The organism is Caproiciproducens galactitolivorans (assembly GCF_026672255.1).
In the GTDB taxonomy this organism is placed as follows: Bacteria; Bacillota; Clostridia; order Oscillospirales; family Acutalibacteraceae; genus Caproiciproducens; species Caproiciproducens galactitolivorans_A.
In genome coordinates this window covers 67,871-91,013 of the sequence record NZ_JAPOHA010000007.1, presented here as the reverse complement: position 1 = coordinate 91,013, position 23,143 = coordinate 67,871, and the positions used below count along the sequence as shown (strand labels likewise).

24 protein-coding genes are annotated in these 23,143 nt (G+C 47.9%); 1 reads left to right on the top strand and 23 read right to left on the bottom strand.

The genetic code is table 11. The features are described 5' to 3' along the window. Positions 1-164: 164 nt before the first annotated feature. The 19 genes from OUY18_RS08175 to OUY18_RS08085 all read right to left on the bottom strand — a co-directional run bounded on the left by OUY18_RS08175 (position 165) and on the right by OUY18_RS08085 (position 16,210). A complete protein-coding gene (locus tag OUY18_RS08175; protein ID WP_268058278.1) occupies positions 165-743 on the bottom strand; it encodes a SpoIIIAH-like family protein in 579 nt (192 codons plus the stop codon). A gap of 24 nt (positions 744-767) precedes the next feature. Continuing rightward, entirely contained in the window at positions 768-1,358 is a 591-nt protein-coding gene (locus OUY18_RS08170; RefSeq protein WP_268058277.1) for a stage III sporulation protein AG, read from the bottom strand. Continuing rightward, entirely contained in the window at positions 1,345-1,824 is a 480-nt protein-coding gene (locus tag OUY18_RS08165; protein ID WP_268058276.1) for a stage III sporulation protein AF, read from the bottom strand. Before OUY18_RS08165 ends, OUY18_RS08170 begins: the two co-directional genes overlap by 14 nt. After that, positions 1,821-2,960 (bottom strand): stage III sporulation protein AE, encoded by a 1,140-nt coding sequence (locus OUY18_RS08160; RefSeq protein WP_268058275.1) that lies wholly within the window; start codon positions 2,958-2,960, stop codon positions 1,821-1,823. Before OUY18_RS08160 ends, OUY18_RS08165 begins: the two co-directional genes overlap by 4 nt. Before the next feature lie 2 nt (positions 2,961-2,962). Further along, entirely contained in the window at positions 2,963-3,352 is a 390-nt protein-coding gene (locus OUY18_RS08155; protein ID WP_268058274.1) for a SpoIIIAC/SpoIIIAD family protein, read from the bottom strand. 3 nt (positions 3,353-3,355) lie between these two features. Continuing rightward, complete coding sequence (gene spoIIIAC, locus OUY18_RS08150) at positions 3,356-3,550, bottom strand: stage III sporulation protein AC (RefSeq protein WP_268058273.1); 195 nt, start codon at positions 3,548-3,550, stop codon at positions 3,356-3,358. 17 nt (positions 3,551-3,567) lie between these two features. Further along, entirely contained in the window at positions 3,568-3,996 is a 429-nt protein-coding gene (locus tag OUY18_RS08145; protein ID WP_268058272.1) for a stage III sporulation protein AB, read from the bottom strand. Then, on the bottom strand, positions 3,983-5,002 hold the full coding sequence (locus OUY18_RS08140) for a stage III sporulation protein AA (RefSeq protein WP_268058271.1): 1,020 nt from the start codon (positions 5,000-5,002) through the stop codon (positions 3,983-3,985). The genes OUY18_RS08145 and OUY18_RS08140 overlap by 14 nt, the downstream gene beginning before the upstream one ends. A gap of 125 nt (positions 5,003-5,127) precedes the next feature. Beyond that, entirely contained in the window at positions 5,128-7,107 is a 1,980-nt protein-coding gene (ligA, locus tag OUY18_RS08135; protein WP_268058270.1) for an NAD-dependent DNA ligase LigA, read from the bottom strand. Positions 7,108-7,202: 95 nt separating this feature from the next. After that, positions 7,203-7,838, bottom strand: a complete 636-nt coding sequence (yunB, locus tag OUY18_RS08130) for a sporulation protein YunB (protein ID WP_268058269.1) — start codon at positions 7,836-7,838, stop codon at positions 7,203-7,205. Positions 7,839-7,955: 117 nt separating this feature from the next. Further along, positions 7,956-9,926: a bifunctional 4-hydroxy-3-methylbut-2-enyl diphosphate reductase/30S ribosomal protein S1 gene (locus OUY18_RS08125; RefSeq protein WP_268058268.1), complete on the bottom strand. Its 1,971-nt coding sequence runs from the start codon at positions 9,924-9,926 to the stop codon at positions 7,956-7,958. Continuing rightward, a complete protein-coding gene (locus OUY18_RS08120) occupies positions 9,923-10,522 on the bottom strand; it encodes a lysophospholipid acyltransferase family protein (protein ID WP_268058267.1) in 600 nt (199 codons plus the stop codon). The genes OUY18_RS08125 and OUY18_RS08120 overlap by 4 nt, the downstream gene beginning before the upstream one ends. A gap of 11 nt (positions 10,523-10,533) precedes the next feature. After that, complete coding sequence (locus OUY18_RS08115; protein WP_268058266.1) at positions 10,534-11,100, bottom strand: lysophospholipid acyltransferase family protein; 567 nt, start codon at positions 11,098-11,100, stop codon at positions 10,534-10,536. Between the two features lie 68 nt (positions 11,101-11,168). Continuing rightward, positions 11,169-11,852, bottom strand: a complete 684-nt coding sequence (gene cmk, locus OUY18_RS08110) for a (d)CMP kinase (protein WP_268058265.1) — start codon at positions 11,850-11,852, stop codon at positions 11,169-11,171. Continuing rightward, a complete protein-coding gene (locus OUY18_RS08105; protein WP_268058264.1) occupies positions 11,849-13,117 on the bottom strand; it encodes an NAD(P)/FAD-dependent oxidoreductase in 1,269 nt (422 codons plus the stop codon). The genes cmk and OUY18_RS08105 overlap by 4 nt, the downstream gene beginning before the upstream one ends. Continuing rightward, positions 13,089-13,973: a MurR/RpiR family transcriptional regulator gene (locus tag OUY18_RS08100; protein WP_268058263.1), complete on the bottom strand. Its 885-nt coding sequence runs from the start codon at positions 13,971-13,973 to the stop codon at positions 13,089-13,091. The genes OUY18_RS08105 and OUY18_RS08100 overlap by 29 nt, the downstream gene beginning before the upstream one ends. 139 nt (positions 13,974-14,112) lie before the next feature. Continuing rightward, on the bottom strand, positions 14,113-14,646 hold the full coding sequence (locus tag OUY18_RS08095; RefSeq protein WP_268058262.1) for a hypothetical protein: 534 nt from the start codon (positions 14,644-14,646) through the stop codon (positions 14,113-14,115). A gap of 21 nt (positions 14,647-14,667) precedes the next feature. Further along, positions 14,668-15,312 carry a J domain-containing protein gene (locus OUY18_RS08090; protein ID WP_268058261.1) on the bottom strand — a complete coding sequence of 215 codons (645 nt, stop codon included), beginning with the start codon at positions 15,310-15,312 and terminating at the stop codon, positions 14,668-14,670. Beyond that, entirely contained in the window at positions 15,296-16,210 is a 915-nt protein-coding gene (locus OUY18_RS08085) for a DUF5685 family protein (protein ID WP_268058260.1), read from the bottom strand. The genes OUY18_RS08090 and OUY18_RS08085 overlap by 17 nt, the downstream gene beginning before the upstream one ends. A gap of 322 nt (positions 16,211-16,532) precedes the next feature. Between OUY18_RS08085 and OUY18_RS08080 the strand changes: the two genes are divergently transcribed. Continuing rightward, entirely contained in the window at positions 16,533-16,769 is a 237-nt protein-coding gene (locus OUY18_RS08080; RefSeq protein WP_268058259.1) for a hypothetical protein, read from the top strand. A gap of 64 nt (positions 16,770-16,833) precedes the next feature. Here OUY18_RS08080 and OUY18_RS08075 read toward each other — a convergent pair whose 3' ends face one another. From OUY18_RS08075 to OUY18_RS08060, 4 genes are all read right to left on the bottom strand, one after another. Further along, positions 16,834-18,837 carry a methyl-accepting chemotaxis protein gene (locus OUY18_RS08075; protein WP_268058258.1) on the bottom strand — a complete coding sequence of 668 codons (2,004 nt, stop codon included), beginning with the start codon at positions 18,835-18,837 and terminating at the stop codon, positions 16,834-16,836. A gap of 291 nt (positions 18,838-19,128) precedes the next feature. Further along, positions 19,129-20,154, bottom strand: coding sequence for a rod shape-determining protein (locus OUY18_RS08070; RefSeq protein ID WP_268058257.1), 1,026 nt, complete (start codon positions 20,152-20,154; stop codon positions 19,129-19,131). Positions 20,155-20,222: 68 nt separating this feature from the next. After that, a complete protein-coding gene (locus OUY18_RS08065) occupies positions 20,223-20,885 on the bottom strand; it encodes a ComF family protein (RefSeq protein WP_268058256.1) in 663 nt (220 codons plus the stop codon). Beyond that, a complete protein-coding gene (locus OUY18_RS08060; protein WP_268058255.1) occupies positions 20,875-23,091 on the bottom strand; it encodes an ATP-dependent RecD-like DNA helicase in 2,217 nt (738 codons plus the stop codon). Before OUY18_RS08060 ends, OUY18_RS08065 begins: the two co-directional genes overlap by 11 nt. Between the last annotated feature and the right edge of the window lie 52 nt (positions 23,092-23,143).

The window sequence follows — 23,143 nt, the reverse complement described above, 5'->3', positions numbered from 1 at the left end:
AAAATAAAAACCCTCCACGAATTATGTGGAGGGTTTATTCGCTGATTATATTTTCAAACATCCACGCTAACATTATACCACAATCTTTACCAGAATCAAGATTTTATCCGGACAGAAAGGGATTGAACATTCTATGTACGGTACTACAAAGCAAAGCAAGGGAATTACTTTACTTCCACAATTTTGATCTTGTCATACGCGATTCCGCTTTGACCGGAAACAATATCCTTAATAACGATTGCGTTATTCTGCGTTGAATCGTTCATTTTTACCGCAACGCTGCATTCCGAATTTTGAATGAACACCATGCAGTCCTGAAAACCTTTCGCCTTAATGAGGTTTTCGGCATTGTTTTCCCGCAGCGTGTTTTGCGCGATCAGGGCAGCCTGATTCACCGCTTCCTTTTTGGCGGCTTCATTCGATTTTGAATCCGCAATAACCTTTTCCAGAAGTTCAACCGCCTGATCCCTTGTCTTCTGCCGGGATAAACGCGCTTCCGTGAAATATGTTTCCGCGTTTGCACTTGTCTTCTGGGAAGGCGAAACAGACGACGCCGATTTCCCTTTTCCCGATACCGGTGCCTCCGCAAGCTGTGCTTCGCCCAGTTCATGGCCGGCCGTTGATGCCACCGCATTGGTTGCAATCAAAGGACTGTTGCCGGAAAACTGCCAATTCAGATAAACCGCCGCGCCAAGTGCTACAATTAAAGCCGCAAGAACAAGCTGTCGCTTTCCCATAGTCATAGAAAGTATTCCCCCTGTTTAAAATTATTTTGCTTTTACTACACATACTCGCACAGAAGTAATGTCCAGTGCTGTTGTAACAGCCGATATTACATTTTGCTGAACGACCGGATCGTCACCTCCGTCACAGACTACAACCACACCCTTTATGATGGGCTGAACCTCGGTAACCGCAAGCGCCTTCTGTGCGCCGTCGGCGCCTTTCACCAGTATATAGGTGGTTTCCGTATTGTCGTTTGCCTCGTTTTTGGTTGTGGTGCCGTCGGATTTATCCTGCGTTGTCTGATTGCTTTTCTTTTCCTCTGTCGCGTATACATACTGCGTGCTCCGCTCAAGAGTAACCAAAACCTTTGCGGAACCCGTACCCTTAATCCGCATAACAATATCCGTTAGTTTGCTTTCAAGCTGCGCCGCATACTGATCGGCGGATACTTCCGTTGGAGAGGAAACGGTTTTCGCTTCTGTATGGTCACTTTTAAAAAGCCCGGAAAGGAAAATGAAAGCAATCCCGATTAATCCGACTACAATAATGATTTTGCGATAGATTTCATTTTCCGCAAGCTTCGTAAAAAGAGATTCTTTTTCTTCTTTTGAACCGCTGTTATCGATTTTCATCAGCGATTACCTCCATTTTAAGTCCCAAAACCTTTTTCAAATGAGCCGAAGCCTTTTCGCAATCCGAGCTGTACCCTTTTGCCAAAGTTACAACAACCTTGTTAATTGATATGCTGCCATCTTCGTTTGTATCCATAAACACACGAACATTTTTACATTTCACACCGATATTGTTTAATTCCGTAATCACCAGATTTTTAATGCTGGCCTGTGCCGCTTCGGAAATCTGCTTGTCAACCGTCCCCTCAAGCTGACTGTTTGCCCGGCTCGGCGCATCCGTTTGAAATTTCGTCCCGATCTGGGGCGCTATTTTTGCGAGCGGCACGATAATCGCGCAGATCATAAACGCGCCGACTACAAACCGCACCATCCGTTCCATGGACCCGCCCGGAACTAGGCTTTGCAGAAGCGTCGCCACGAGCGCGGCAAGGCAGATCGCCGCAGACCATTCCCTTACCGCATTCATGACACACCTCCGATAATCAGCATGGCGACGGTGGAAACCGTCAGGATTGCCATACAGCATAAAAGAATACCGAGCAGGGTTTCGATTACATTCACTACCGCCTTTAAAAGGGTCGTGATTTCCTTTAGTTCAAAAATCGTCCCGATTCCCGCGCAGACATGCATGGTGATCAGCCAGATAATACACTCGATGAGGATGGGCAGAAAAATGCATAATCCGGCAAGCAGGCCAAAGGCACTGACGCCTGATTTCAGCATTTTAACGCAGCCGTTAATGGTATGCAGCGCTTCGCCCAGAGCGTTTCCCACCACCGGAACAAAGCTGCTCACAATAAACTTTGCGGCGCGGGTTCCCGTTGTGTCCAGCGCGGTGGCGACAATGCCGTGCAGGGTGAGCAATCCCGTAAAGACCGTCATACAGAAGCCCATAATCCATTTCGCCGACTTGCTGAACGCTTCGCACAGCCCGCTGAGGTTCATATTCGGCGAAACAGCCGACACGATGGAAAGGGCCAGAAAAATATTCATTAAGGGCATCAGGATATTTGCGGATAAAAGAGATATCACGTTCCCCGCCGCAACCATCAAAAGATTGTAGGAGCTCGCCGAAGCGGGCTGACCCGCCGCTACCATAATTCCGGCAAGAACGGGTACACAGGCTAAAAGGAACTCCGCTGCCGTACGGATTACGGCAGCCACATTGGCAATACAGGTTACAATCGGATTGATTACAATAATGCTGATGCAAAGAGTGGCAACCATTCCGATTACGCCGCCCAGTGCTTTTTCTCCGAAAGACAGCTTCATTCCGTTCAGCAGGGCGCACAGCAGCATAACGGCAATGACGGAAACCGCCGCTTTGAACGGCGCGTCGGTTTTCCCTCCTGCTACGGAAAAAATCTGCTCAAAAAAGTTCTGTGGAGTAATCGACGTGATACTTTTCCAATCAGCACCCTCAATGCCAAGGTTTTCCAACGCTTTTCGGGTTTCTTCCGGAAGCTTGGAGGGCAAGTCCTCCGCTCCGCTCTGTTCCATCTGCTGTTTATAATATTTCTTCTGATTTTCCGCCGCGTAGGCCTGCGGAAGAAAGGCGGAAACCAAAAACACCGCCAGAAGAAGGCATACAATCTTTTTCATTTTCATCCTCCAATCAAACCGACCGCCGTACTGGCGATCTTCTCAAAAAGAGGAAGCGATAAAATAACAATGGAAACTTTCCCGGCAAGCTCCACTTTCGAGGCGAGTGCGCTTTCGCCCGCGTCGCGGCAGGAATCCGCCGCAAACTGCGCCAAAAAGCAAATGCCGAGTGACTTCAGCAGGATCGCGGCATATTCGGAGGAAATCCCCGCATTGGCAAGCAGGGTATGAATCTGATTTACAGCGGGTGAAATATTAGCCAGTATTTCAAACAGGATGATGATTCCGGCGCAAATACTGATGATAACGGAATATTCGTGATGGTAGCGTTTCATCATCACGGACAGAATCGCCGCGATGATGGAAATTCCTGCTATTGCTACGATATTCATAATTTATAAACCGAATATGGATTTAATAGACTTAAAGAGCAGGTCTATTTGCTTTACAATCATCATCAGTACGACAATGAGTCCGGCAATGGTCGTCATCATTGCCTGATCTTCCCGGCCGGAGCGAATCAGCAGTTGATTTAATACGGCAACAATGATCCCGATCGCCGCAATTCTAAAAATTAAATCCACATCCATTTTTCATTCCTCCAATTTCAGCATAGCAGCAGCGCCGCCGCCATCCCGGAAAATATGCCAAACATTTGGTATAGTTTTGATTTCCTGTCCTTTTCTTCCTTTGCCTCTTTCAGGCTGAGAGAAGTCAGTTCATAATACAGGGAACAATGGGAAATCTGCCCTTCCGTATCGCTTGTTCCAAACCCCCGGCCAAATCCGTTCAAAAGGTCTTTGTCCTTGTCGCTCATGCCGCTGCGGTCTACCCCGTCCTGCCAGACGGTAAAAAAATCCATACCGTTCTCAAAGCAGGCCCCGCACGCTTTTAAAAAGGGAAGGCCGTTTCCGTGTCTTTTTACGATCTGGTCGACCGGAAGGGCGGAAAACCGGATTTCCGTCTGTGCCGCGGAAAGGAATTTCAAAAATTTTTCCAGCTGTTCCACCCTCAGCGTCAATCTATGCGACTCCATATATCCCGCCATCGTTCCTGCCGCAATCAGGAACATAGCCCCCACGAATTTTAGCAAGTAACTCACCCGCCTTATAAATTCCCGCGATTTTTCCCGGCTGCATTTGTCCATTTAATATGGCGACACTGCCGAATGCGCCTGTTTCCAAAAGGCTGACCGCCTGTCTTTTTTTTAAAAATTCCTCCAGGCTGCCGGCGTGAATCGACGAAATCATGATAACTCCCGCGTTCAGGCTCTGCTCCACCGCGCTGACCTCGTCGTATCCGCCCAGCTCATCGCAGACAATGTACTCCGGGGAAAGGCAGCGGATTGCCTGCATAATTCCCTGTGCTTTCGGATAGCCGTCCAATATGTCGCTGCATACACCCAAATCATTCTGCGGTACGCCCATGCAGGTACCCGCCAGTTCCCCCCGTTCGTCGATTACGGCGACCTTCCGGATATTTCCAAGCACGCCGCTTGCAAGCTGACGGGCAATGTCCCGCAGCAGCGTTGTTTTTCCGCTTACCGGCGGCCCTGCGATCAGCAGGCCGGTGGAAACATTGTTTTTTAAGCTATCCAAAAGCTCATTCGCAGAACCGGCAATTTCCCGCGCAATCCGGATGTTAATGGAAGAGATATCGCGTATGCCGCTGATTTCCCCGTTATCCATAACAGCGGTTCCGCTGATTCCAACCCTGTGCCCTCCAACCAGCGTGACATATCCGTTCCGTATTTCGTTCTGGTGGCTGTAAATCGAATAACTGCATATATTTCGGAAGCATTCTTCAATATCTTCTTTTGTAGCAATCAGAGTATTGCTGCCGGGCCGGCAGGCCAGCGAACCGTTTCGGTCAAAAAAGTAGATTCCTTTGACGCAGCAGATCGAAACCGGCTTATTGACACGAATCCGCAGCTCCTGCACCTGATTTTTAATTTCCAGCGGCAGCTGTAAAAAATATTTGCCGATTTTTCCGTATACGGCCTTCGCCGCGGAATCGAATCTTGGGTTGCCATTGTTCTCCATTACCTTGTCCTCCCTTTCACTACCATAGATATGGACAACTTGGGCGTGTTAGAACAAAAAAAATGCCCCGCGGGGGGAAAGTCCCGCGGAGCATCTGTATCTCTGTATCTTTATATTGTAAATCCTTATTGGATCATTTCCTGAAAATCTTCTTCGGTAATCACCGTAATACCGAGCTGCTGCGCCTTTGTCAGCTTGCTTCCGGCATCCTCACCGGCTAAAACATAATCGGTCTTCTTGGAAACACTTCCGGAAACCTTGCCGCCCAGCTTCTCGATCACCGCGCCTGCCTGCATTCTTGTTAATGTGGGCAGGGTTCCGGTAAGAACGAAGGTCTTTCCGGCAAAGCGGTTATCTTCAACGACTGCTCTGCTCAGCATATTGACGCCCGCGTCCCGCAGCCTTCCGATTAAATGCGCGGTATTCGGCAACTCGAAAAAGCGCCGGACGCTTTGCGCCATGATCTGGCCGAAGCCGTCGATTGCGGATATTTCCTCCTCTGTCGCTTGGAAAACCGCATCCATACTCTTAAAATAAGCGGAAAGGAGCTTTGCGGCTTTCAACCCGATATTGGGGATTCCCAGCGCATAGATCAGCCGGTAAAGGTCATTATCCTTCGACCGTTTGATGGCGTCGATTAAATTCTGGGACGACTTTTCCCCCATCCGGTCAAGGGATTTCAATTGTTCTATCTCCAGATTATATAAATCTGCCGGTGACGAAAGAAGGTTGTTTTTAACCAACTGCTCGATGACAGCTGGACCAAGCCCGTCAATATCCATTGCGTCCCGGCTGGAAAAATGGATCATATGCCGCAGAAGCTGCGCCGGGCACTCCGGGTTCGTACAGCGCGTTGCGGCTTCCCCTTCCGCGCGCGTTACCTCCGCACCGCAGGAAGGACAGACATCGGGCATAACAAACGCCTTTGAGTCTTCGGCATGGGATACAACGGAAACGACCTCGGGAATAATTTCTCCGGCTTTTCGTAAAACGACGGTATCCCCTATCCGGATCTCTTTCTCCGCGATAAAATCCTGATTATGGAGCGTTGCGCGGCTTACGGTCGTTCCTGCAAGCGTAATGGGTTCAAATACGCCGGTGGGCGTAAGTACGCCGGTGCGGCCGACGTTGATTTCAATATCCACCAGCTTGGTCTGCTTTTCCTCCGGCGGATATTTAAACGCCTCCGCCCATTTCGGAAATTTCGCGGTGCTGCCCAGAAGTTCTCTCTGGGAAAAGGAGTTTACTTTCACCACCGCGCCGTCAATGGAATAATCCAGCGTTCCGCGCATCTCGCCGATTCTCTCCACCTCATGGATGACTTCCTCCATAGTGGTGCAGGCGGTAAAGAAAGGCGGAACGGTAAAGCCGAGTTCTTTTAAAAAGCGGAGCGCTTCGTCGTGGGCGTGAAGTTCCGCCCCGACAACCTGCTGAACGTTAAAAACAAAAATATCCAATTTGCGCGAAGCGGTAACGCCGGCATTTTTTTGCCGCAGGGAACCCGCCGCCGCGTTGCGCGGGTTCTTAAATGGCTTTTCATCATTCAGTTCCTGCCGCTCGGAAAGCTCAAAAAAGCTTTTGTGAGACATGTAAACCTCGCCGCGCACTTCAATGAAGGGCAAAGGTTTGGTAAGCTTCAGCGGAATTGTGCGGATGGTACGAAGGTTTTCCGTGACATCCTCGCCGACAAGGCCGTCTCCCCGGGTGGAACCACGGAAGAAAAGGCCGTCCCGGTACTCAAGAGAAACGGAAAGGCCGTCAAACTTCGGTTCAACGATATAAACCGGGTTCTCTGCCGCCGCGCGTACTTTGCGGTCGAAATCCATTAATTCCTCCTGCGAAAAGGAGTCGTGAAGGCTCTCCATCGGCATTTCATGCGTAACCGGCTGGAACTTGTTCAGCGACGCGCCGCCGATCTTCTGCGTAGGGGATTCCGGCGTAATCAGGCTGGGGAATTCCGCCTCCAGCTGCTGGAGTTTCCGGTAAAGCATATCGTATTCGTAATCGTCAATCTCCGGCGCATCTTCCGTATAGTATTTTTTATTATGATAATGAATCTGTTCAGCCAGTTCTTTGTGCTGAATTTCCGCTTCTTTCACGTCCATAGAAATTGATCCTCTCGTTCTGTTAAATCTGCTTTTATAAACAAGGTTATGCTGAGAAACACTGGAAATAAATCTCGATATATACTATAGCAAGATCAGTTAATATTTGCAACAACCTGAGGGACTTCGCCGATTATGATTGTTTCAGCGACAGGAATCGAGGTCTGCACTTCCGTAGTCGTATCAAATCCCGGTATATAGGAATAAATGCTGGTATGTATGTATAAAAGAATCTGGTGCTTCGTCTGGTTTATCCCCGCGGATTCAAAGGTACTTTTGAACTCCGCGCTCACAGAACCGGAAAGCGTTAACCGAAGCGGTATATTCGGCCCCCGCCCATGCACCAAATCGTTTCCGAGGAGGGTTCCCAGAGGAACACCCATATCTATATGGGAATCGTCGCCGAGTTCTTTCTGAACATCCGCAATCACAGCGGATTTCAACTGGTTCATTCGAACCATCTGCGTCGTAATGGCAAGCACCTTTCCGCTGCTGTCGCGGTCTATCGTTACCAGATCGTTGTAGGAAACGGCATTTTTGTTTAACTCTTCGGAAATGGCGCGATTGATTACCTCAACCGACTTCATGCGCGCCTGATTCGTCGTAATAGATTTAATGACCGGACGAAATGCACTGTCCAGCATTAGTATAAACGCTGAGATCAGAACTATGAAAGTTAAAAATTTTAAACCAAAATGCGAACGGGTTCCGTATCTGTGCCACCTTCGCATAATCTCACCTCCAAATCACATACCTTATAATACACAGGAGGAATAAAAATGTGCAAAGGCGGAAAAAAGCGCAGAGAAGCAAACGTCCTCTGCGCTTATATCTTTCAGGTATAAAAATTATTCAGCGGGTGTTTCTTCCGTCTGCTCTGCGGGTTCGAGAAGAGCGCGAATTGAAAGGCTGACGCGTTTTTTGTCAAAATCAATATCGGTGATCTTGGCTTTGACGACGTCGTTTATCTTCAGAACATCCTGCGGTTTTTCAATTCTGTGGTCGGCGATTTGAGAAATATGTATCAAACCGTCGATACCAGGGATAACTCTGGCAAATGCGCCGAATGCGGTCATGCCGACGATCGTTACGTCCGCAACCGTTCCGACGGGATAATCACGCTTTAAGATTTCCCACGGGTTGTCCTCCGCGCGTTTATAGCCGAGTGAAATTTTCCCTTTTTCTCTGTCAAGGCCTTTAATATATACATGAACCGTATCGCCGACATTGACAACCTCGGAAGGATGCTTGATTCTGCCCCAGGAGAGTTCGGAAATATGGATCATGCCGTCGATGCCGCCCAAATCAACAAAGGCGCCGTATGCGGTCAAGGATTTTACAACACCGTCGTATTCCTTGCCCTCTTCAGCCGTCTCCCAGAATTTATCGGCTAATATCTTACGCTCGTCTTTCAGGACGGAACGGATGGAACCGACCGCACGTCTGCGGCTGCGGTTCACTTCGATAATGCGGAACTTTACTTCCTTCTTCAGCAGCTCGTCCAAAGAGTCGCCGCGGGAAGCGGTTGCCTGTGAAGCGGGAATAAAAACACGGACGCCGTTGGAAACAGCGATTAAGCCGCCTTTAATAACCTCGGTAACAACGCCGGTAAGAACCTCCTGGCTTTCTTCCGCGGCGGAAACGGTTTCCCAGCCCTTTGCCGCGTCCAGGCGCTTCTTGGAAAGCATAATCGTGCCTTCCTGATCGTTTGTACGCATAATGAGAAGATCCATCTCGTCGCCTACTTTAACGAGATCCTCCGGACGAGCATTCGGATCCGCGGAAAGCTCCGCAGCCGGAATAAAACCAGCCTGCTTTCTTCCTACATCGACATACACTTCACTGGGAGTAATGCCGACAACTACACCGTGTACCTTCTCATCTGTATTTAAATTCTTTAGGGACTCCTCGAGCATTTCCTCGAAGTTTCCCTCGGCATTATTCTCCGTTAAGTTTTGACCAGCACCCTCGTTGATTTCTGACATGGTATCAAGTACCTCCTTTATAATGCTTGCCGGCGTGGAAGCGCCGGCAGTAATGCCAATACACTCGGCCCCTTTCAGGGCCGCCAGCGGCAGCTCGTCCGCTGTTTCTATAAGATATGTGTTGCAGTTTTTTCCGCACACATCACGTAATTTCGCAGTATTCGAACTTTGTCTTCCGCCAATTACAATCATTGCATCACAACACCGGGACAGGGAAGCCGCCTCGGATTGACGCATAGCAGTAGCATTACATATTGTATCAAAAATTGTTGCATTTGTATATACCCTTTTGATGATTTTCAAACAATTTTCCCATTCCGATACGCTGAAAGTCGTTTGAGCCACCACACAGGGAGCATTTTTATTATCATGCGGAATATTTTGGAGGATATTCCGCAATTCTTCGGCGTTTTTAAATACGTAGCAGTTTCCGGAACAATGCCCTTTTATCCCCTGTACTTCCGGGTGGCTGCAATCCCCTGCAATCAAGACTGTTCTTCCCTCGGAAGCCGCATTCGATACAATCTTGTGTATTTTGGCAACAAATGGACAGGTCGCATCGACACAGTCGATCTTTCTTGCAAGAATCGCATCCTGTACGGTATTCGGCACGCCGTGAGAGCGAATGACGATGGTCGCATCCGGAGGTACTTCGTCGGGCGACTCCACTATTTTCACCCCGCGTGCTTCCAGTTGGGCAAGCGTCTGGGGATTGTGAATAATCGGCCCGAGCGTACAAACCTTTTTCCCTTTGCCGAGAAGCCCGTTCACCATTTCGATCGCCCGGTTTACGCCGAAGCAAAAGCCTGCCGAACGGGCTACGATAATCTTCAATTCTTTTCCTCCAGCATCTGATTTATTTTTTCCGCAATCACTCCCGCCGCCGCGCGGACGGAGGCGGTGGATTTCGGATTGATTTGCAGTTCCTCCGGCGAAATCGGCTTTCCAATGCGGACCGTTACCCTTTTAAACGGTTTAATAACCCCGTCGCAGTAAATGGAAACCGGCAATACCGGCGCCTTTGACAGTCCGGCAATCATGGCGGCGCCGGCCTTGGGTTTAAACGGCGTATTGTCAAAAACACACTTACCCTGCGGGAAAATTCCCAGCAGACCGCCCTCATCCAAAATCTGCACAGCGGTTCGTATGGACTGCGCATCGCCCGAATTCCGTTTGACCGGGAAAGCGCCCAAATGGTATAAAATCCAGCGAAAAACAGCGCCGTGATCTTCAAACAGCTCGGATTTTGCCATATACCGGATTTGCCTTTTGAAAGGCGCCGCCAGAAAAAGCGGATCCATTACCGATTTGTGGTTACAGCAGACAATCAGCTTTCCCTCGCCCGGTATATTTTCAATTCCCTTGTATTCAATTTGAAAGAACCGCCGTGCAAGAAAGGAAAAAAAGCGAAGGCAGGAAAAATAAAACATAAAATCAGGCCTTATCGTTTTTCGAATGCTTTCAAATCACGCTCGCGAAGTTCAATAATCTTACTCATTACGATACGGGAGGCATTTCGAAACTCGCTGCCGGTCCCCTTTTCGATCCCCAGCTCCTCCGGCTGGATCAGATTTCCAAACGACACCATGCATTTTTCAAAGGTTTTCGGAACACCGCCGCCTTTTGCGGTAATACAGCACGGAAGGATGGGCGCTTTGTTTTTGTAAGCCAGCATGACCGCTCCGGCCTTCGGCTGTAAAGGTTCTCCCGTTTTTGAACGCGTCCCTTCAATAAAAACGCCAAGCGCCTGCCCATTCCGCAAAAGCTCGTACGCCCGGTTGATTGCGGTCATGTCCCCTCTTCCTCTTTGGACGGGGAAAGCGCCGAGCCCGGAAAGGATCGCGCCAAGAGCTTTGTTTTCAAACAATTCCGCTTTTGACATATAAAAAATCTGGCGGTGCAGTGAAAAAGCAAGCCGAACCGGGTCGGAGTTGCTGATATGATTGCAGCAGACAACCACCTTCCCGGTAGGAGGCATGCGGTCACCGTCGTTAATCTTATAAGGCATAAAGAATTTTGCGATAGGCTGAACAAGTATTTTTCCAACATTATATAGGGGTGTTCGCTCCATTTGTTTCACCAATTCCATTCATTTTCGTTCAAATTACTCTTAATAATGGATAGAAGCTTTTCAACCGACTGCTCCAATGTATTGCCCGTAGTATCCACCACAATCGCCGTTTCCGCCGGAACAAGCGGCGCAACGGTACGGTGGGAATCGTTATAATCCCGTTTCTTTAAATCGGCCAGAACCTCTTCAAATACAACCGGTTCTCCTTTTTCCTTCATCTCCGCAAATCTTCTTTTCGCGCGCTCCTCCGGAGATGCCGTCAGAAAAATTTTTACCTGTGCGTTCGGCAGAACAACCGTTCCTATATCACGGCCGTCCATAACAACATTGTTCGTTTTGGCAATGTTCTGCTGTAAGGAAAACAAAAACGTCCGTACCTCCGGAATGGCGGAAACGTCGGAAGCCGCCATGGAAACCTCCGGCGTACGGATTTCTCCCGTAACATCCCCGTTCCCCAAAAGGACTTTTTGCTCCCCGTTCTGAAAAGCAAGCCGGATTTGCACCTGCTCCAGAAGCGGACAAACCGCCGCCGAATCGGACGGGCTTATCCCTTTTTTGATCATAAACAGGCCGACCGCGCGGTACAAAGCGCCGGTATCAACATAAATATAGCCAAGCTCCGCCGCCGCCCGGCGGGCGATTGTGCTTTTACCGGCTCCCGCCGGCCCGTCAATTGCAATTGCTATCATTCGTACGATTCTCCCCTGTCTAAAGAGTTAGCCGCAAGACGGCCGGTGCTGAACGCAATCTGTAAATTAAATCCGCCGGTGTAGGCGTCCACATCAATTACTTCACCGGCAAAATAGAGGCCGTTCACCAGTTTGGACTGCATGGTTTTCGGATTGATCTCGCTGACCTTAACGCCGCCGGAAGTCACGATCGCTTCTTCGATCGGACGAAAGGCCGTTACCTGCAACTCATAGGATTTTAAAAGGCCGGCGAAAGAACGGCGCATTTCCTTTGTAATCTGATTGCATTTCGTTTCGGGCGGTATCCCGGATTTCGAAACCATCACAGGAATCATCTTCCGCGGCAGAAGCGCGGATAAGGAATTGGCAAAATCCCGGTTGTGATTCTGTTCAAAATCGCGTTGCAGCCGCGCGTCAAGCTGCTCGATACTGAGCGCCGGTTTCAGATCGATCAGAATATGATAACGGCCGGGCTCCATATCCCGCATATGCGCGCTGGCGCTTAATATCATCGGGCCGGATACGCCGAAATGGGTAAAAAGCATTTCACCAAAATCCGTATAAATCGTTTTTTCCTTTTTTGTATCCATTACGGTAATGGATACATTTTTCAGCGACAGACCCATCATCTCGCGGCACTCATCGCCGGAAACGACGAGGGGAACCAGCGAAGGCCGCAGCGGCGTTACCGTATGCCCCGTCTGCTTTGCAAGGCGGTAGCCGTCGCCGGTGGAACCGGTCGCGGGGTAAGACGCGCCGCCGCAGCAGACGACCACATTTTTCGCTGAAATCTGCGTTCCGTCCGCAAGCTGCGCTCCATGCACCGTATTCCCTTTCAATATAAGCCGCTTTGCCTCCCCCGTAACAAGGTCGGCGCCGTTCCGTTTTACAAAATTCGTAAGAGCGTCCACAACATCAACCGATTTGTCGGATTGCGGAAAAACACGGTTTCCCCGTTCCACCTTGGTCGGTACGCCGAGATCCTCAAAAAAGCGGATGGTATCCTGCGGCGTAAACTGTGTGACGGCGCTGTAAAGAAAGCGTCCGTTCGACGGAACCGAAGCGATTAAGGTCTGAACATCGCAGGCGTTGGTAAGGTTGCATCTGCCCTTTCCGGTGATGAGGAGTTTTCGTCCGGGCCGGTCCTTTTTTTCGAGCAGGCAAACGCGCAGGCCGTTCTGCGCAGCTGTTCCCGCCGCGAGCATACCCGCCGCGCCGCCGCCGATTATCAGTGCATCATAAGGCCGATCCACTTGATTTTTCATCTACCTTTTCATATACTTCATATTCATCCCAAATATCTTCAAGGCGTTTAAACACCTGCGTAAGCTCTCCGGATTTTTTTAGGGAGGTGGTCACAATCAACGCGTTGATCAAACTGAGCGGCGCCACGAGCGAATCTACGATCGACGCAATATCGCTGCGGGCAAGCAGCGTGTAGTCCGCCTCGTTTGCAAGGGGCGAAAGCAAGCTGTCGGTAATGGCAATAACCGTCGCTCCGCGCTTGTGAGCAAAATTCATGGCATTGACGGCTTTGCGGGAATAACGGGGAAAGCTGATCCCGATCACAACATCCCGCTCGTCAACCCGGATCATCTGTTCAAAAATTTCTCCTTCGCTGGTTGACTTTACTAAAAGGACATTTTCAAAAATTAAATTAAAATAATTGTAAAGGAACGTCGCCAAGGCAAGCGAACTTCTCGCACCGAGAATATAAATTTTGCGTGCGGCGACGATTGCGTCTACCGAACGGTAAAAATCCTCGTGCGGGGTTTCTTCCATCGTTCTGCGGATGGTTTCGATATCCTGATTGAATACGGAATCAAGAATATCCGCATCTCCGATTCGGCTTGCGGTAACTTCCATTCTTTGTACGGAAGTCAGTTTGTTGCGAATCATTTCCTGCATGGCCTGCTGTAGCTCCGGATAACCCGTATAGCCGATTTCCGTTGCAAAACGTACAACCGTCGACTCACTTACTCCAACCGTCGCCCCCAGTTTCGAAGCCGTCATAAACGCAACTTTATCGTAATGCTCCTCGATGTATTTTGCGATTAATTTTTGTCCTTTGGAAAATTCTTTCATCTTGTTTCTGATTCTGATGATTAATAAATTATTCATTCAACCAACTCCTAATATTCATATTAATTCGAAACCGCATAAAAATCAAGTATATTTCCGTTTATTTGCAGGAAGGAGCCATTTTTAATTCATTTATTTCGATTATTCATAAAAAAAAGCCCCCATAGGGGGCAAAGCTTTATTTTGACCATTTGCTGAAATATGGATGAAAGCGCTGGAAATAGGAAACGACCAGCAAGGAAAGGGCGTAATCATAAACAGCGAAAACAAAATTTCCCAAAAGCAGGAACGCCCACGGAAGATAGATTCCCCTGACGGTAAAACTGTCCTTCGGCACGGAAAGCAGCTGAATGCCGATAAAAAAGCCCAGAATCATCGATACGTTGAAAACTGCGAATTTTAGCAGGTATACGGTTGCCCGATTATGAATTTTTTCAATTTGTGACTTCAAAATCGGGTAATATCCAAAGAAAAGAATAAACAGCATCGCGGCTTCCTTATCCCCCGCAAGAAGCAGGGACAGCACCGAAACGGCAATATAAACCGGCCATGCCCAGCTCTTCCCGAACTCAATCACTACCGCAATGAGCAATACGCCCGACAGGGCGGGCAAAGCGTAGGTTCCAATGGATATCAATCCGGTTAAAAACATCAGCACCGTGCATAACGCTGTAATGATTCCGCAGAAAGCCAAGCGGAAACTTTTCTTCAAATCGATCCCCCCCGAATGCCGTTAACAGCATGGGATTAAATCGCCGCCCATGCATTCACAGCAGCAGTCCGTGCAGATCAGCGACGAACAGATATCACAGCCGCTGCAGCCGTTTGAATACCGGACGTTGGGATTATATCCGCCGTAGGCGCCGTTGCGCTGGTTGACCACCTGATTCATGGCCGCGCGGTATTCCCCGTTTCCCGGGTCCATCTGGCACGCTCTTGCAAAGCTGTTGTAGGCCTCTTCCAGCCAGCCGCGTTTATAAAGGACGGTGCCCTTCAAAAAATACCATTCCGCATTTCTGTTTTCCGACGGCACCCCGTCCAAAATTTGTTCCGCGTCCGCAATCCGGCCAACCATGATTAAATTGCGAATGTCGCTGAATCCTGAATTCGAATAAGTATATGCATAACCCGGATTCGTATATCCGCCGCCCGATGAATTATAAGCGGAATATTCTCCGTTTTTTTGCTGTTTACGCTGAGCGACGATGGTATCGTAAGCCTCGTTAATCTCTTTCATCTTTTCACCGGCTAAATCGGCGATCGGACTTCCGGAATAATTATCGGGGTGATACTTTTTTGCAAGCTCACGATAAGCGTTTTTAATTTCAGCATCCGTAGCGCTTGGTGAAACTCCTAATATCTTATAAGGATCCGACATGCATTTTCTCCTTCTTAAACAGTATTTCTTTTTGAATCTCCGGCAGGCCTTTTTTTACAACATTATCAATTATAGGCCTGAAATGATTTAAATCCAAGATATTTAATGCGGCAATGAGTTGAGAAAGTGTATGATTTAAAACCTGATTGGCATAATTTTGTACTTTGTCCAATTCTTCCTGCGTACTCGATTGACTTAATTGAAATTTCAATATAAAAGGATTAAAGGAAGCAGATCGAAGATCCTTTCCAATATCATCCGCGGCATCGATTAAATAGACCCACCGTCCAAGATAATAGCCAAACTGACGCAGAATGCGGGCCTCCGCGCTTTCCGGATCTTCCGGTTTTCCGGCAATGGACGCAAAGACCTGTCTGAGCATTTCCGAAGTAGGTTCCGCGCAGGCGTCAATACAGGGGTTGTCTCCCTGCTCGGTTTTATTCTGCTTTTCAATGGACCGGGAAACAACCGCGTCCATCCAGGGGAAATCACGGGCCGCTCTTTTTCGCGCATGTGCCGCAAAAGGCAGCAGGAAAAACGAACGAAGCTTCCCGAAGAAATGGGAATCTGCAATGTCATCCTTTATTTTATAATACGTCATAATAACCGATAATGCGGAAGCGGCAATCAATTCTTTTTCGCCTACGTTACAGTATGCGCATTTTTTCAGCGGATTCACAACACACCGCCCGGCATGGAAGCCGGGACATTCCGTACCGACTGCAAACTGCATCAATGCATAAAAGGTACAGTCGTAACTTAAGGTAAGCCGCGCCATCATCCCGTAGCTTTTCCCCAACTGGCGGCAAAGCGAACAATATACCGCCTTGTACTGATCATATTCCCGGACAAGCAATTCCGACTTTTGCGGCCTTATATAACCAAACACCAAAACCATCCTTATAACAGCTTTTCTATACGTTATCTACTATTTTACTATAACTGACAGCATGATTTAATTAACAATATGTGAATTTTAAGAAATCGGAAGCAAAACATGAAAAGTAAACCGTTTAATTCCATATTTGACTTAATTTTTTCAATATTCGGCAATTATCGGGTACTGTATTTGTAAATAATGCACACGAATATGAAACTGTAAATGCAAAATACCGAATGGATTTAGAATTATACCAAATAAAGGAAAGATGGATTGTATTTCTTGAATTTCCATGGTATAATCTGCTCACAAGCAGATCGAAAAACAGGAGGTTAGAAATATGAAACTTTACGACATTGACGTAGTGAAACTGATCGAACTTTTGGACAAGGCCAAAGGAAACGTATATCTTATTACAGAAGACGGCAACACACTGAATCTGAAAAGCAAACTCTGCCAGCTTTACGGTGTCCGCGCACTTCTGGAAGGCGCGAAAAACTCCACGGTTTCCGCGGAGCTGAACGTAGAAAATCCGGAAGATGAATTAATGTTTATCAACTATATGATGAGTAAATAAATTTCACGAGAATATGCAAAAGCCGCTGCAATACAGCGGCTTTTGTTTTTATGCTTTGTGCGTTTTAAAGCATTTTCCGGTCTGTTTTCAGTTCAAATTTGGCCAACCGTTCCTGAAGAAGATTTGCCTGAGCGGAAAGCTCTTCGGAGGACGCCGCGCTCTCCTCCGCCGTCGCGGAGTTTGTCTGGACAACGGAGGAAATCTGTGAAACGCCGACATCGATCTGCGCAATCGAACTCGCCTGTTCATTGGAAGCGTCCGCGATCTCCGTTACCAGGTTGTTGACATCCGTGAATTTTTGAATAATCAAATTCAAAAGTTCCGCCGTTTTCGCTGCTATTTTTGTCCCGTTTTCTACCGCGCTGACGGAATTATCGATCAAGGCTGTCGTATGTTTGGCGGCTTCCGCGCTCTTGCTCGCGAGATTCCTGACCTCATCGGCCACAACGGCGAATCCCTTTCCGGCGGTACCCGCTCTTGCCGCTTCCACGGCGGCGTTCAGCGCCAAGATATTGGTTTGGAAAGCGATGTCGTCAATCGTCTTAATAATCTTTGTAATCTCCATGGAAGTATCGCGGATCTGATCGATCGCTAAGATCATTTCACCGGTTGTATCCTTGCCGATTTGCAGCTCTCTTTCGGCATCTTCCGCAAGCGTTTTCGCATGATTCGCATCGCCGGCATTTTGTTTTACCTTCCGGGATATCTCATCGATCGAGGCGGAAAGTTCTTCCAAAGAACCGGCCTGCTCGGTTGCGCCGTTGGAAAGGGACTCGGCGCCATTGGCGATTTCATTCGCACCGGTCGAAACCTGCATGGCGGCGGTGCCGATTTCGGAAAACGCCATATTCAGCGACTCGATAATTTTCAGCAGGGCCTTTTTGATCGGAGCAAAATCCCCTACGTAATCGCGTGTAACATCCACTTTCAGATTTCCATTGGCTATTTCCGTTAAAACCTGCGATATTTCCCCCACATACTCACTCAGCCTCTGCGAGGTCTCTTTGGAAATGGCCGCCAGTTCCCCAAGCTCGTCCTTGGTTTGGACATTAATTTCCGAATTCAGGTTGCCGTTGCCCATTTCTTTTGAAAGCGCAACAATCTTGCCAACCGGAGCAAGGGACCTCCGGATAATCAGGATAATGAGGAATCCGATCATGAGTATCCCGACGATTCCAACCATTGAAATCAAAAAGGTAAGCAGGGTAACATCCTTTAACGCCTCGGATTTTTGAACAGTAAAATTGCTGCTCCATTTATTGTCTATTCCATCAATTTTTAACGGCTGGCTCACTTTAAAAAGGGAACTGTCCTCTTTTGCCGAAAAAGCGGTACCGGACTTTTTCTTATCCGCCGTATCGGAAACATAGAGCGAACCGGTTGAAAGAATATAGTTGTCCGACGTAGTATAACCGCCTAAGTTATATTGAAGGTTATTAATCGTGTCGGTTAGAATATCCGCGGTTGCAACACCTAAAAACTTTCCGCTGCTGTCCAGAATCGGGCTGCTGATGGTGATAAGCCACACGGTGTTGCCGTTGGAAAGCTTATAGGAATACGGTTCCGTAATATGCGCTTTTCCGGTCTGTTTTGAAACGGCGTAATATTCCCCGTCTTTGTATGTATCAAAATCACTGTTGACGTCTAATTTTTTATTGCTTCCATCGCGGTATTCATAGTACGACCGGCCCTGCGGCGTATTGTCGAACAGCGAATTCGGTTCCAAGGCAACATAAGCGGAAAAGATGCGCTCGTCATCCAGATAGGAATCCAGGCTCTTGCGTATAAACTGATCCCTAAGACCGGCATCTAGCGATTTGTACTGATAGACCTGTTTTGAAAAGGATCCCGAAACGGTCTTTAAGTTATTCAGGTAATCGGACACAAGGTAAGCGTTGTTTTCCGCCACCGCGTTGATATTGTTCATTACCGATTTTTGCTGTAAATTTGATAAATAAATATTTAGAAAAATACAGATAAATACAATCATCATCACGACCGCAGAAATAATTTTCAGAGGAATTTTGAATGCCAGTTTCCCAGTGATATTCTTCTTCGATTCCATCATTTTCGATACCCTCTTTCTTCCGCTTGATTTGATAAAATAATTATATATTGTCGAACAAGAAAGTTAATTCTGTATAAAAATCATTGGTAATATTACGTAAATTTAACAAAAATTACTAAATTGTAACCGAATAAAATGTGAACTCATAGAATTGATAAAATCTTTCTTCAACAGATACTCACACCCTGATTTTTTGAAACAGGCGGAAGTATCTTCCCTGTATTAACCTGTTGATGCAAATAAAAAAGCGCTGCCGTAAAAATACAGCAGCACTCTCTTGTTTGTTTTTCTTTAGTATGCGGCACTAAGCGGATTTAAAATGCCATAGCCTTTATTCTGTATATCATCAATAAACTGAATTGCTTTACCAGCACCCAGTGCAACGCATATTTGTGAATCCTCCGCAATATGGACGGCCATTTTCGCTTTTTTCGAGATCAGTGTATCAAATCCGGCAAGCTGCGCCGATCCGCCCGTTAAAATAATGCCGTCGGAATAAACGTCCCCCATCAGTTCCGGAGGCGTTTTTTCGAGCATTTCCTGAATGGTGCGAACAATCTGCATCGCCGGTTCAATCAAAGCTTCCAGCATTTCGTCACAGCTGATATCGGCCCACTGCGGCAAACCGGTCATCGCGTTGCGCCCTTTTACCCTGTGGGAAACCAGTTCCTTTCTCGGGTATACGCAGCCGATTGCAATCTTTGCGTCTTCTGCCGTACGCTGGCCGATAATCAGGTTGTATTTCTTGCGGATATATTTGATAACAGCCTCGTCAAACGCATTTCCCGCAACCTTAATGGACCGGGAAATCGCAATCCCGCTCAGGGACAGCACGGCCATATCCGTCGTACCGCCGCCGATATCCACAATCAAAGTTCCGTGCGGCGTTGCGATGTTTACCCCGGCGCCCATTGCGGCCGCAACCGGTTCTTCAATTAAACAGATCTTCCGTACGCCTGCCGCGCTGATGGCATCTACAACCGCGCGCTTTTCCACTTCGGTAATCTGGCAGGGCACGCTTACAACCACGCGGGGCATAAAAACCTTACTGCCGCTGATTTTCTTTAAATATGTGCTGATTAAATGCTGCGCTAAATCAAAGTTTGAAATTACCCCGTTGCAAAGCGGATGAACAACATCTATTTTATCCGAAGTCCTGCCAATCATTTTATACGCTTCTGATCCGGTCGCTACGATTTCGTCTGTTTCTACATTTACGGCAACAATTGCCGGTTCGTTAAGTATAATGCCCTTCCCGTCAAGATAAATTTTGACGGCCGATGTACCCAAATCGATCGCAATATCTGTTCCCAACACACAACCACATCCAATCTTTATGTCCCAAATATTATATTACATAATACGAGATATTTCAACTTTTTAAACTATACTTCCGCAACTGTTGCGCAGGCCACAAATTTGGCTCCATTCTGATAAAGCATTGCGGCGCATGCGCTGAGCGTTGCTCCCGTAGTAACAATATCGTCAATTAAAAGGACGCTTTTCCCAGATATTTTCTCCGTGTTTTTAGCCTGATAAACGCCTAAGACATTTTTTAAACGTTCTTTTTCACTCAATTTATGCTGTTCCCTGTTGTTTTTTATTTTCACTAAACAGTCGTCATAGGGAACGGATAAGCATTGGGAAACCGATCTTGCCAGAAGTTCGGATTGGTTGTAACCCCTTATCTTTCGTCTTTCCGAAGAAATCGGAACGGACGTTATGAAATCAAAAGAAATTTCCGGAAACTGATTCTGAACCAGCTCCGCCATTTTTTCCGCATAAATGCCCGCAAAATCCCTGTGTCCGTGAAACTTAAACTGAAGAATGGACTGCCGGATTTTATTTTCATATGCGAACGGAGATACGCAAGAAATAGTTTTTCCCGAAGCCGGCAGAACAATGCATTTCACACGATTGATCTGTGTTATTTCTTTCGCGCATTTCTTGCAAACCTTTGCCCCGGGCAAAAGAATTTCATTGCAGAAAACGCATCGCGGCGGGAAAATCATATCCAAAAGCGCAGCGAAAATCCCTTTATTCTTCATTTTCCGCTCCTTCCGTCAAAAAGTAAGAGAGCCCGGTATACCGACGCGTTTTTTTATTATTGTCGATCATTGTCTGGATGGTCCTTCGTGTACCCACAAGGATTAATAAAGACCGCGCGCGGGTAATCGCCGTATACAGCAGATTCCGGTAAGAAAGCTGGGGCGCCCCCAGGTACATGGGCATGACGACCGCCGGAAATTCATTGCCCTGGCTCTTGTGGACGGTCATTGCATAAGCGAGTTCCAGTTCGGCCGCGGTTTCCAGTTCATACAGTACGACGCGGTCATCCATCAGCACCGTTAAAGTGGAAGCTCTCCGGTCAACGGCGCAAAGGATGCCCAGATCACCGTTAAAAACCCCTTCGCCGCAGGAGCCGTCTGATTTGGACCAGGAAAGATTATAGTTATTCTTCACCTGCATCACTTTATCGCCTTCGCGGAAAAGAATGCCGTTAATGCTAACCTCCTTCTTGGACTTATCCGGCGGATTCACCGCCGCCTGAATTCTCTTATTCAGCTCCATGGTGCCAAGCTCCCCTTTTCTGCCGGGGGAAAGCACCTGAATATCGGTCAGCGGGGAATACCCGTAACTGGCGGGCAGACGGGTTACGCACAGTTCAACAATCGTTCTGCGGATTTCCGAAGGGTCGTTGCTGGGCAAAAAGAAAAAGTCGCTGCTGTGGTCGGCAAGCTCCGGCATCTGCCCCTTTACGATCCGATGCGCGTTCGTAATAATCAGGCTCTGCATGGACTGTCTGAAAATCCGATCAAGCTGTACGACCGGAAAACGGTTGGTCACTATTAAATCCCTCAAAACATTGCCCGGGCCGACGGAAGGAAGTTGATCGCAGTCGCCGACCATGATCAAGCGGCTTCCAAGCGGCAAGGCGCGCAGGACCGCTTCAAACAGATTTGTGTCCACCATGGAAAGCTCGTCTATTACCAGCGCATCGCATTCTAGTAAGTTTTTCTCATTTTTGGCAAAAACCGGCAGATCGTTTTCATCCCATTCCACCTGAAGCATGCGGTGGATGGTTTTTGCCTCCTGCCCCGTCAGTTCCGACATCCGCTTTGCGGCTCTTCCGGTCGGAGCGGCCAGCAGGACTTTCTCTCCTTTTTCCTCCAATATCTTAATAATCGCATTTAAGGTCGTTGTTTTTCCGGTGCCGGGGCCGCCGGTTAAAATCAGAATTCCCTTTAACAGTGCCTCTTTGATCGCCTGTTTCTGCCCGTCCGCATATTGAATTTGAAAAGCCTCTTCAATGGCGGAAATGGAATCATCAACTCCGATAATGGACTGCGCGGGATAGTGCAGCATCATCTGGAGCCGACCGGCGGAATAGACCTCGGAGCGATACAGTTTTGGAGTAAAGATATATTCCCTGCCGTTGAAAACGGCGGAAATAATTGAGGCGTCCGCCTTCAATTCCTCGAGCATTTCAGTTGCCAGTTCCATCGCAATGCCAAGCATTCTTGTAGATGTCTTCAGCAGCTTGTCCGCCGGCAGGCAGGTGTGGCCGTTTGCGATATTATGCTTTAAAACATGCAGTATCCCGGCGCGTATCCTGCACCGGTCGTCCTGCGGACGTTCCAGCGAGGCGGCGATGCCGTCCGCCCGGTCGAATTCGATCTCAATCCCGTCCCCGCACAGGCAGTAAGGGTCTTCCTGTACGCGTTCCGCCGATTCCGGTCCGAAATACTTCCAGACCCGCACGGATTCTTCCGGCGATATGCCGTAGCTTCCAAGAGAAAGCATTATTTCCTTAATGCCGTGCGTTTTTTGAAATTCCTCGCTTATTTTTTTTACTTTTGCCTTTGTAATCCCCTTGATTTCACACAGGCGTTCCGGTTCCTTTTCAATAATATCCAGCGTGTTCATTCCAAAAGCGTCCACAATCTTTCCGGCGGTACTCGGCCCGATTCCTTTAATCGCGCCCGAAGCCAGATATTTGAGCAGGGCAACCGTTGTGGACGGTTTTGAACGTTCAAAAGCCTCCGCTTTAAACTGCGTACCGTAGTTGGGATTGTTAATCCAGTTGCCGACTACCCGTAATTCTTCCCCCGCGCTTACCAGCGGCATTATCCCTACTACGGTTACCAGCTCTTCCCCATTGTTTATTTCAATAATTGCGTATCCGTTTTTCTCATTTTTAAAAATGACCTGCTCAACTGAGCCGGTCATTTCTAGCAAGTTTTCGTTCTTCATTAAACTCCCTCAGTTTATCATCTTATAAACTCAGTATAATACATGGGGTATG

Bases quoted from the DNA above. Each gene is read 5' to 3' on its own strand.
- OUY18_RS08105 (WP_268058264.1), bottom strand. From the start codon at position 13,117: ATGAAAAATCAAGTGGATCGGCCTTATGATGCACTGATAATCGGCGGC.
- OUY18_RS08170 (WP_268058277.1), bottom strand. From the start codon at position 1,358: ATGAAAATCGATAACAGCGGTTCAAAAGAAGAAAAAGAATCTCTTTTT.
- OUY18_RS08175 (WP_268058278.1), bottom strand. From the start codon at position 743: ATGACTATGGGAAAGCGACAGCTTGTTCTTGCGGCTTTAATTGTAGCA.
- OUY18_RS08160 (WP_268058275.1), bottom strand. From the start codon at position 2,960: ATGAAAAAGATTGTATGCCTTCTTCTGGCGGTGTTTTTGGTTTCCGCC.
- OUY18_RS08120 (WP_268058267.1), bottom strand. From the start codon at position 10,522: ATGTTTTATTTTTCCTGCCTTCGCTTTTTTTCCTTTCTTGCACGGCGG.
- yunB (WP_268058269.1), bottom strand. From the start codon at position 7,838: ATGCGAAGGTGGCACAGATACGGAACCCGTTCGCATTTTGGTTTAAAA.
- OUY18_RS08165 (WP_268058276.1), bottom strand. From the start codon at position 1,824: ATGAATGCGGTAAGGGAATGGTCTGCGGCGATCTGCCTTGCCGCGCTC.
- OUY18_RS08080 (WP_268058259.1), top strand. From the start codon at position 16,533: ATGAAACTTTACGACATTGACGTAGTGAAACTGATCGAACTTTTGGAC.
- OUY18_RS08115 (WP_268058266.1), bottom strand. From the start codon at position 11,100: ATGCCTTATAAGATTAACGACGGTGACCGCATGCCTCCTACCGGGAAG.
- OUY18_RS08140 (WP_268058271.1), bottom strand. From the start codon at position 5,002: ATGGAGAACAATGGCAACCCAAGATTCGATTCCGCGGCGAAGGCCGTA.
- OUY18_RS08085 (WP_268058260.1), bottom strand. From the start codon at position 16,210: ATGGTTTTGGTGTTTGGTTATATAAGGCCGCAAAAGTCGGAATTGCTT.
- ligA (WP_268058270.1), bottom strand. From the start codon at position 7,107: ATGGACGTGAAAGAAGCGGAAATTCAGCACAAAGAACTGGCTGAACAG.
- OUY18_RS08145 (WP_268058272.1), bottom strand. From the start codon at position 3,996: ATGGAGTCGCATAGATTGACGCTGAGGGTGGAACAGCTGGAAAAATTT.
- OUY18_RS08075 (WP_268058258.1), bottom strand. From the start codon at position 18,837: ATGATGGAATCGAAGAAGAATATCACTGGGAAACTGGCATTCAAAATT.
- OUY18_RS08060 (WP_268058255.1), bottom strand. From the start codon at position 23,091: ATGAAGAACGAAAACTTGCTAGAAATGACCGGCTCAGTTGAGCAGGTC.
- OUY18_RS08065 (WP_268058256.1), bottom strand. From the start codon at position 20,885: ATGAAGAATAAAGGGATTTTCGCTGCGCTTTTGGATATGATTTTCCCG.
- OUY18_RS08100 (WP_268058263.1), bottom strand. From the start codon at position 13,973: ATGAATAATTTATTAATCATCAGAATCAGAAACAAGATGAAAGAATTT.
- cmk (WP_268058265.1), bottom strand. From the start codon at position 11,852: ATGATAGCAATTGCAATTGACGGGCCGGCGGGAGCCGGTAAAAGCACA.
- OUY18_RS08155 (WP_268058274.1), bottom strand. From the start codon at position 3,352: ATGAATATCGTAGCAATAGCAGGAATTTCCATCATCGCGGCGATTCTG.
- OUY18_RS08090 (WP_268058261.1), bottom strand. From the start codon at position 15,312: ATGTCGGATCCTTATAAGATATTAGGAGTTTCACCAAGCGCTACGGAT.
- spoIIIAC (WP_268058273.1), bottom strand. From the start codon at position 3,550: ATGGATGTGGATTTAATTTTTAGAATTGCGGCGATCGGGATCATTGTT.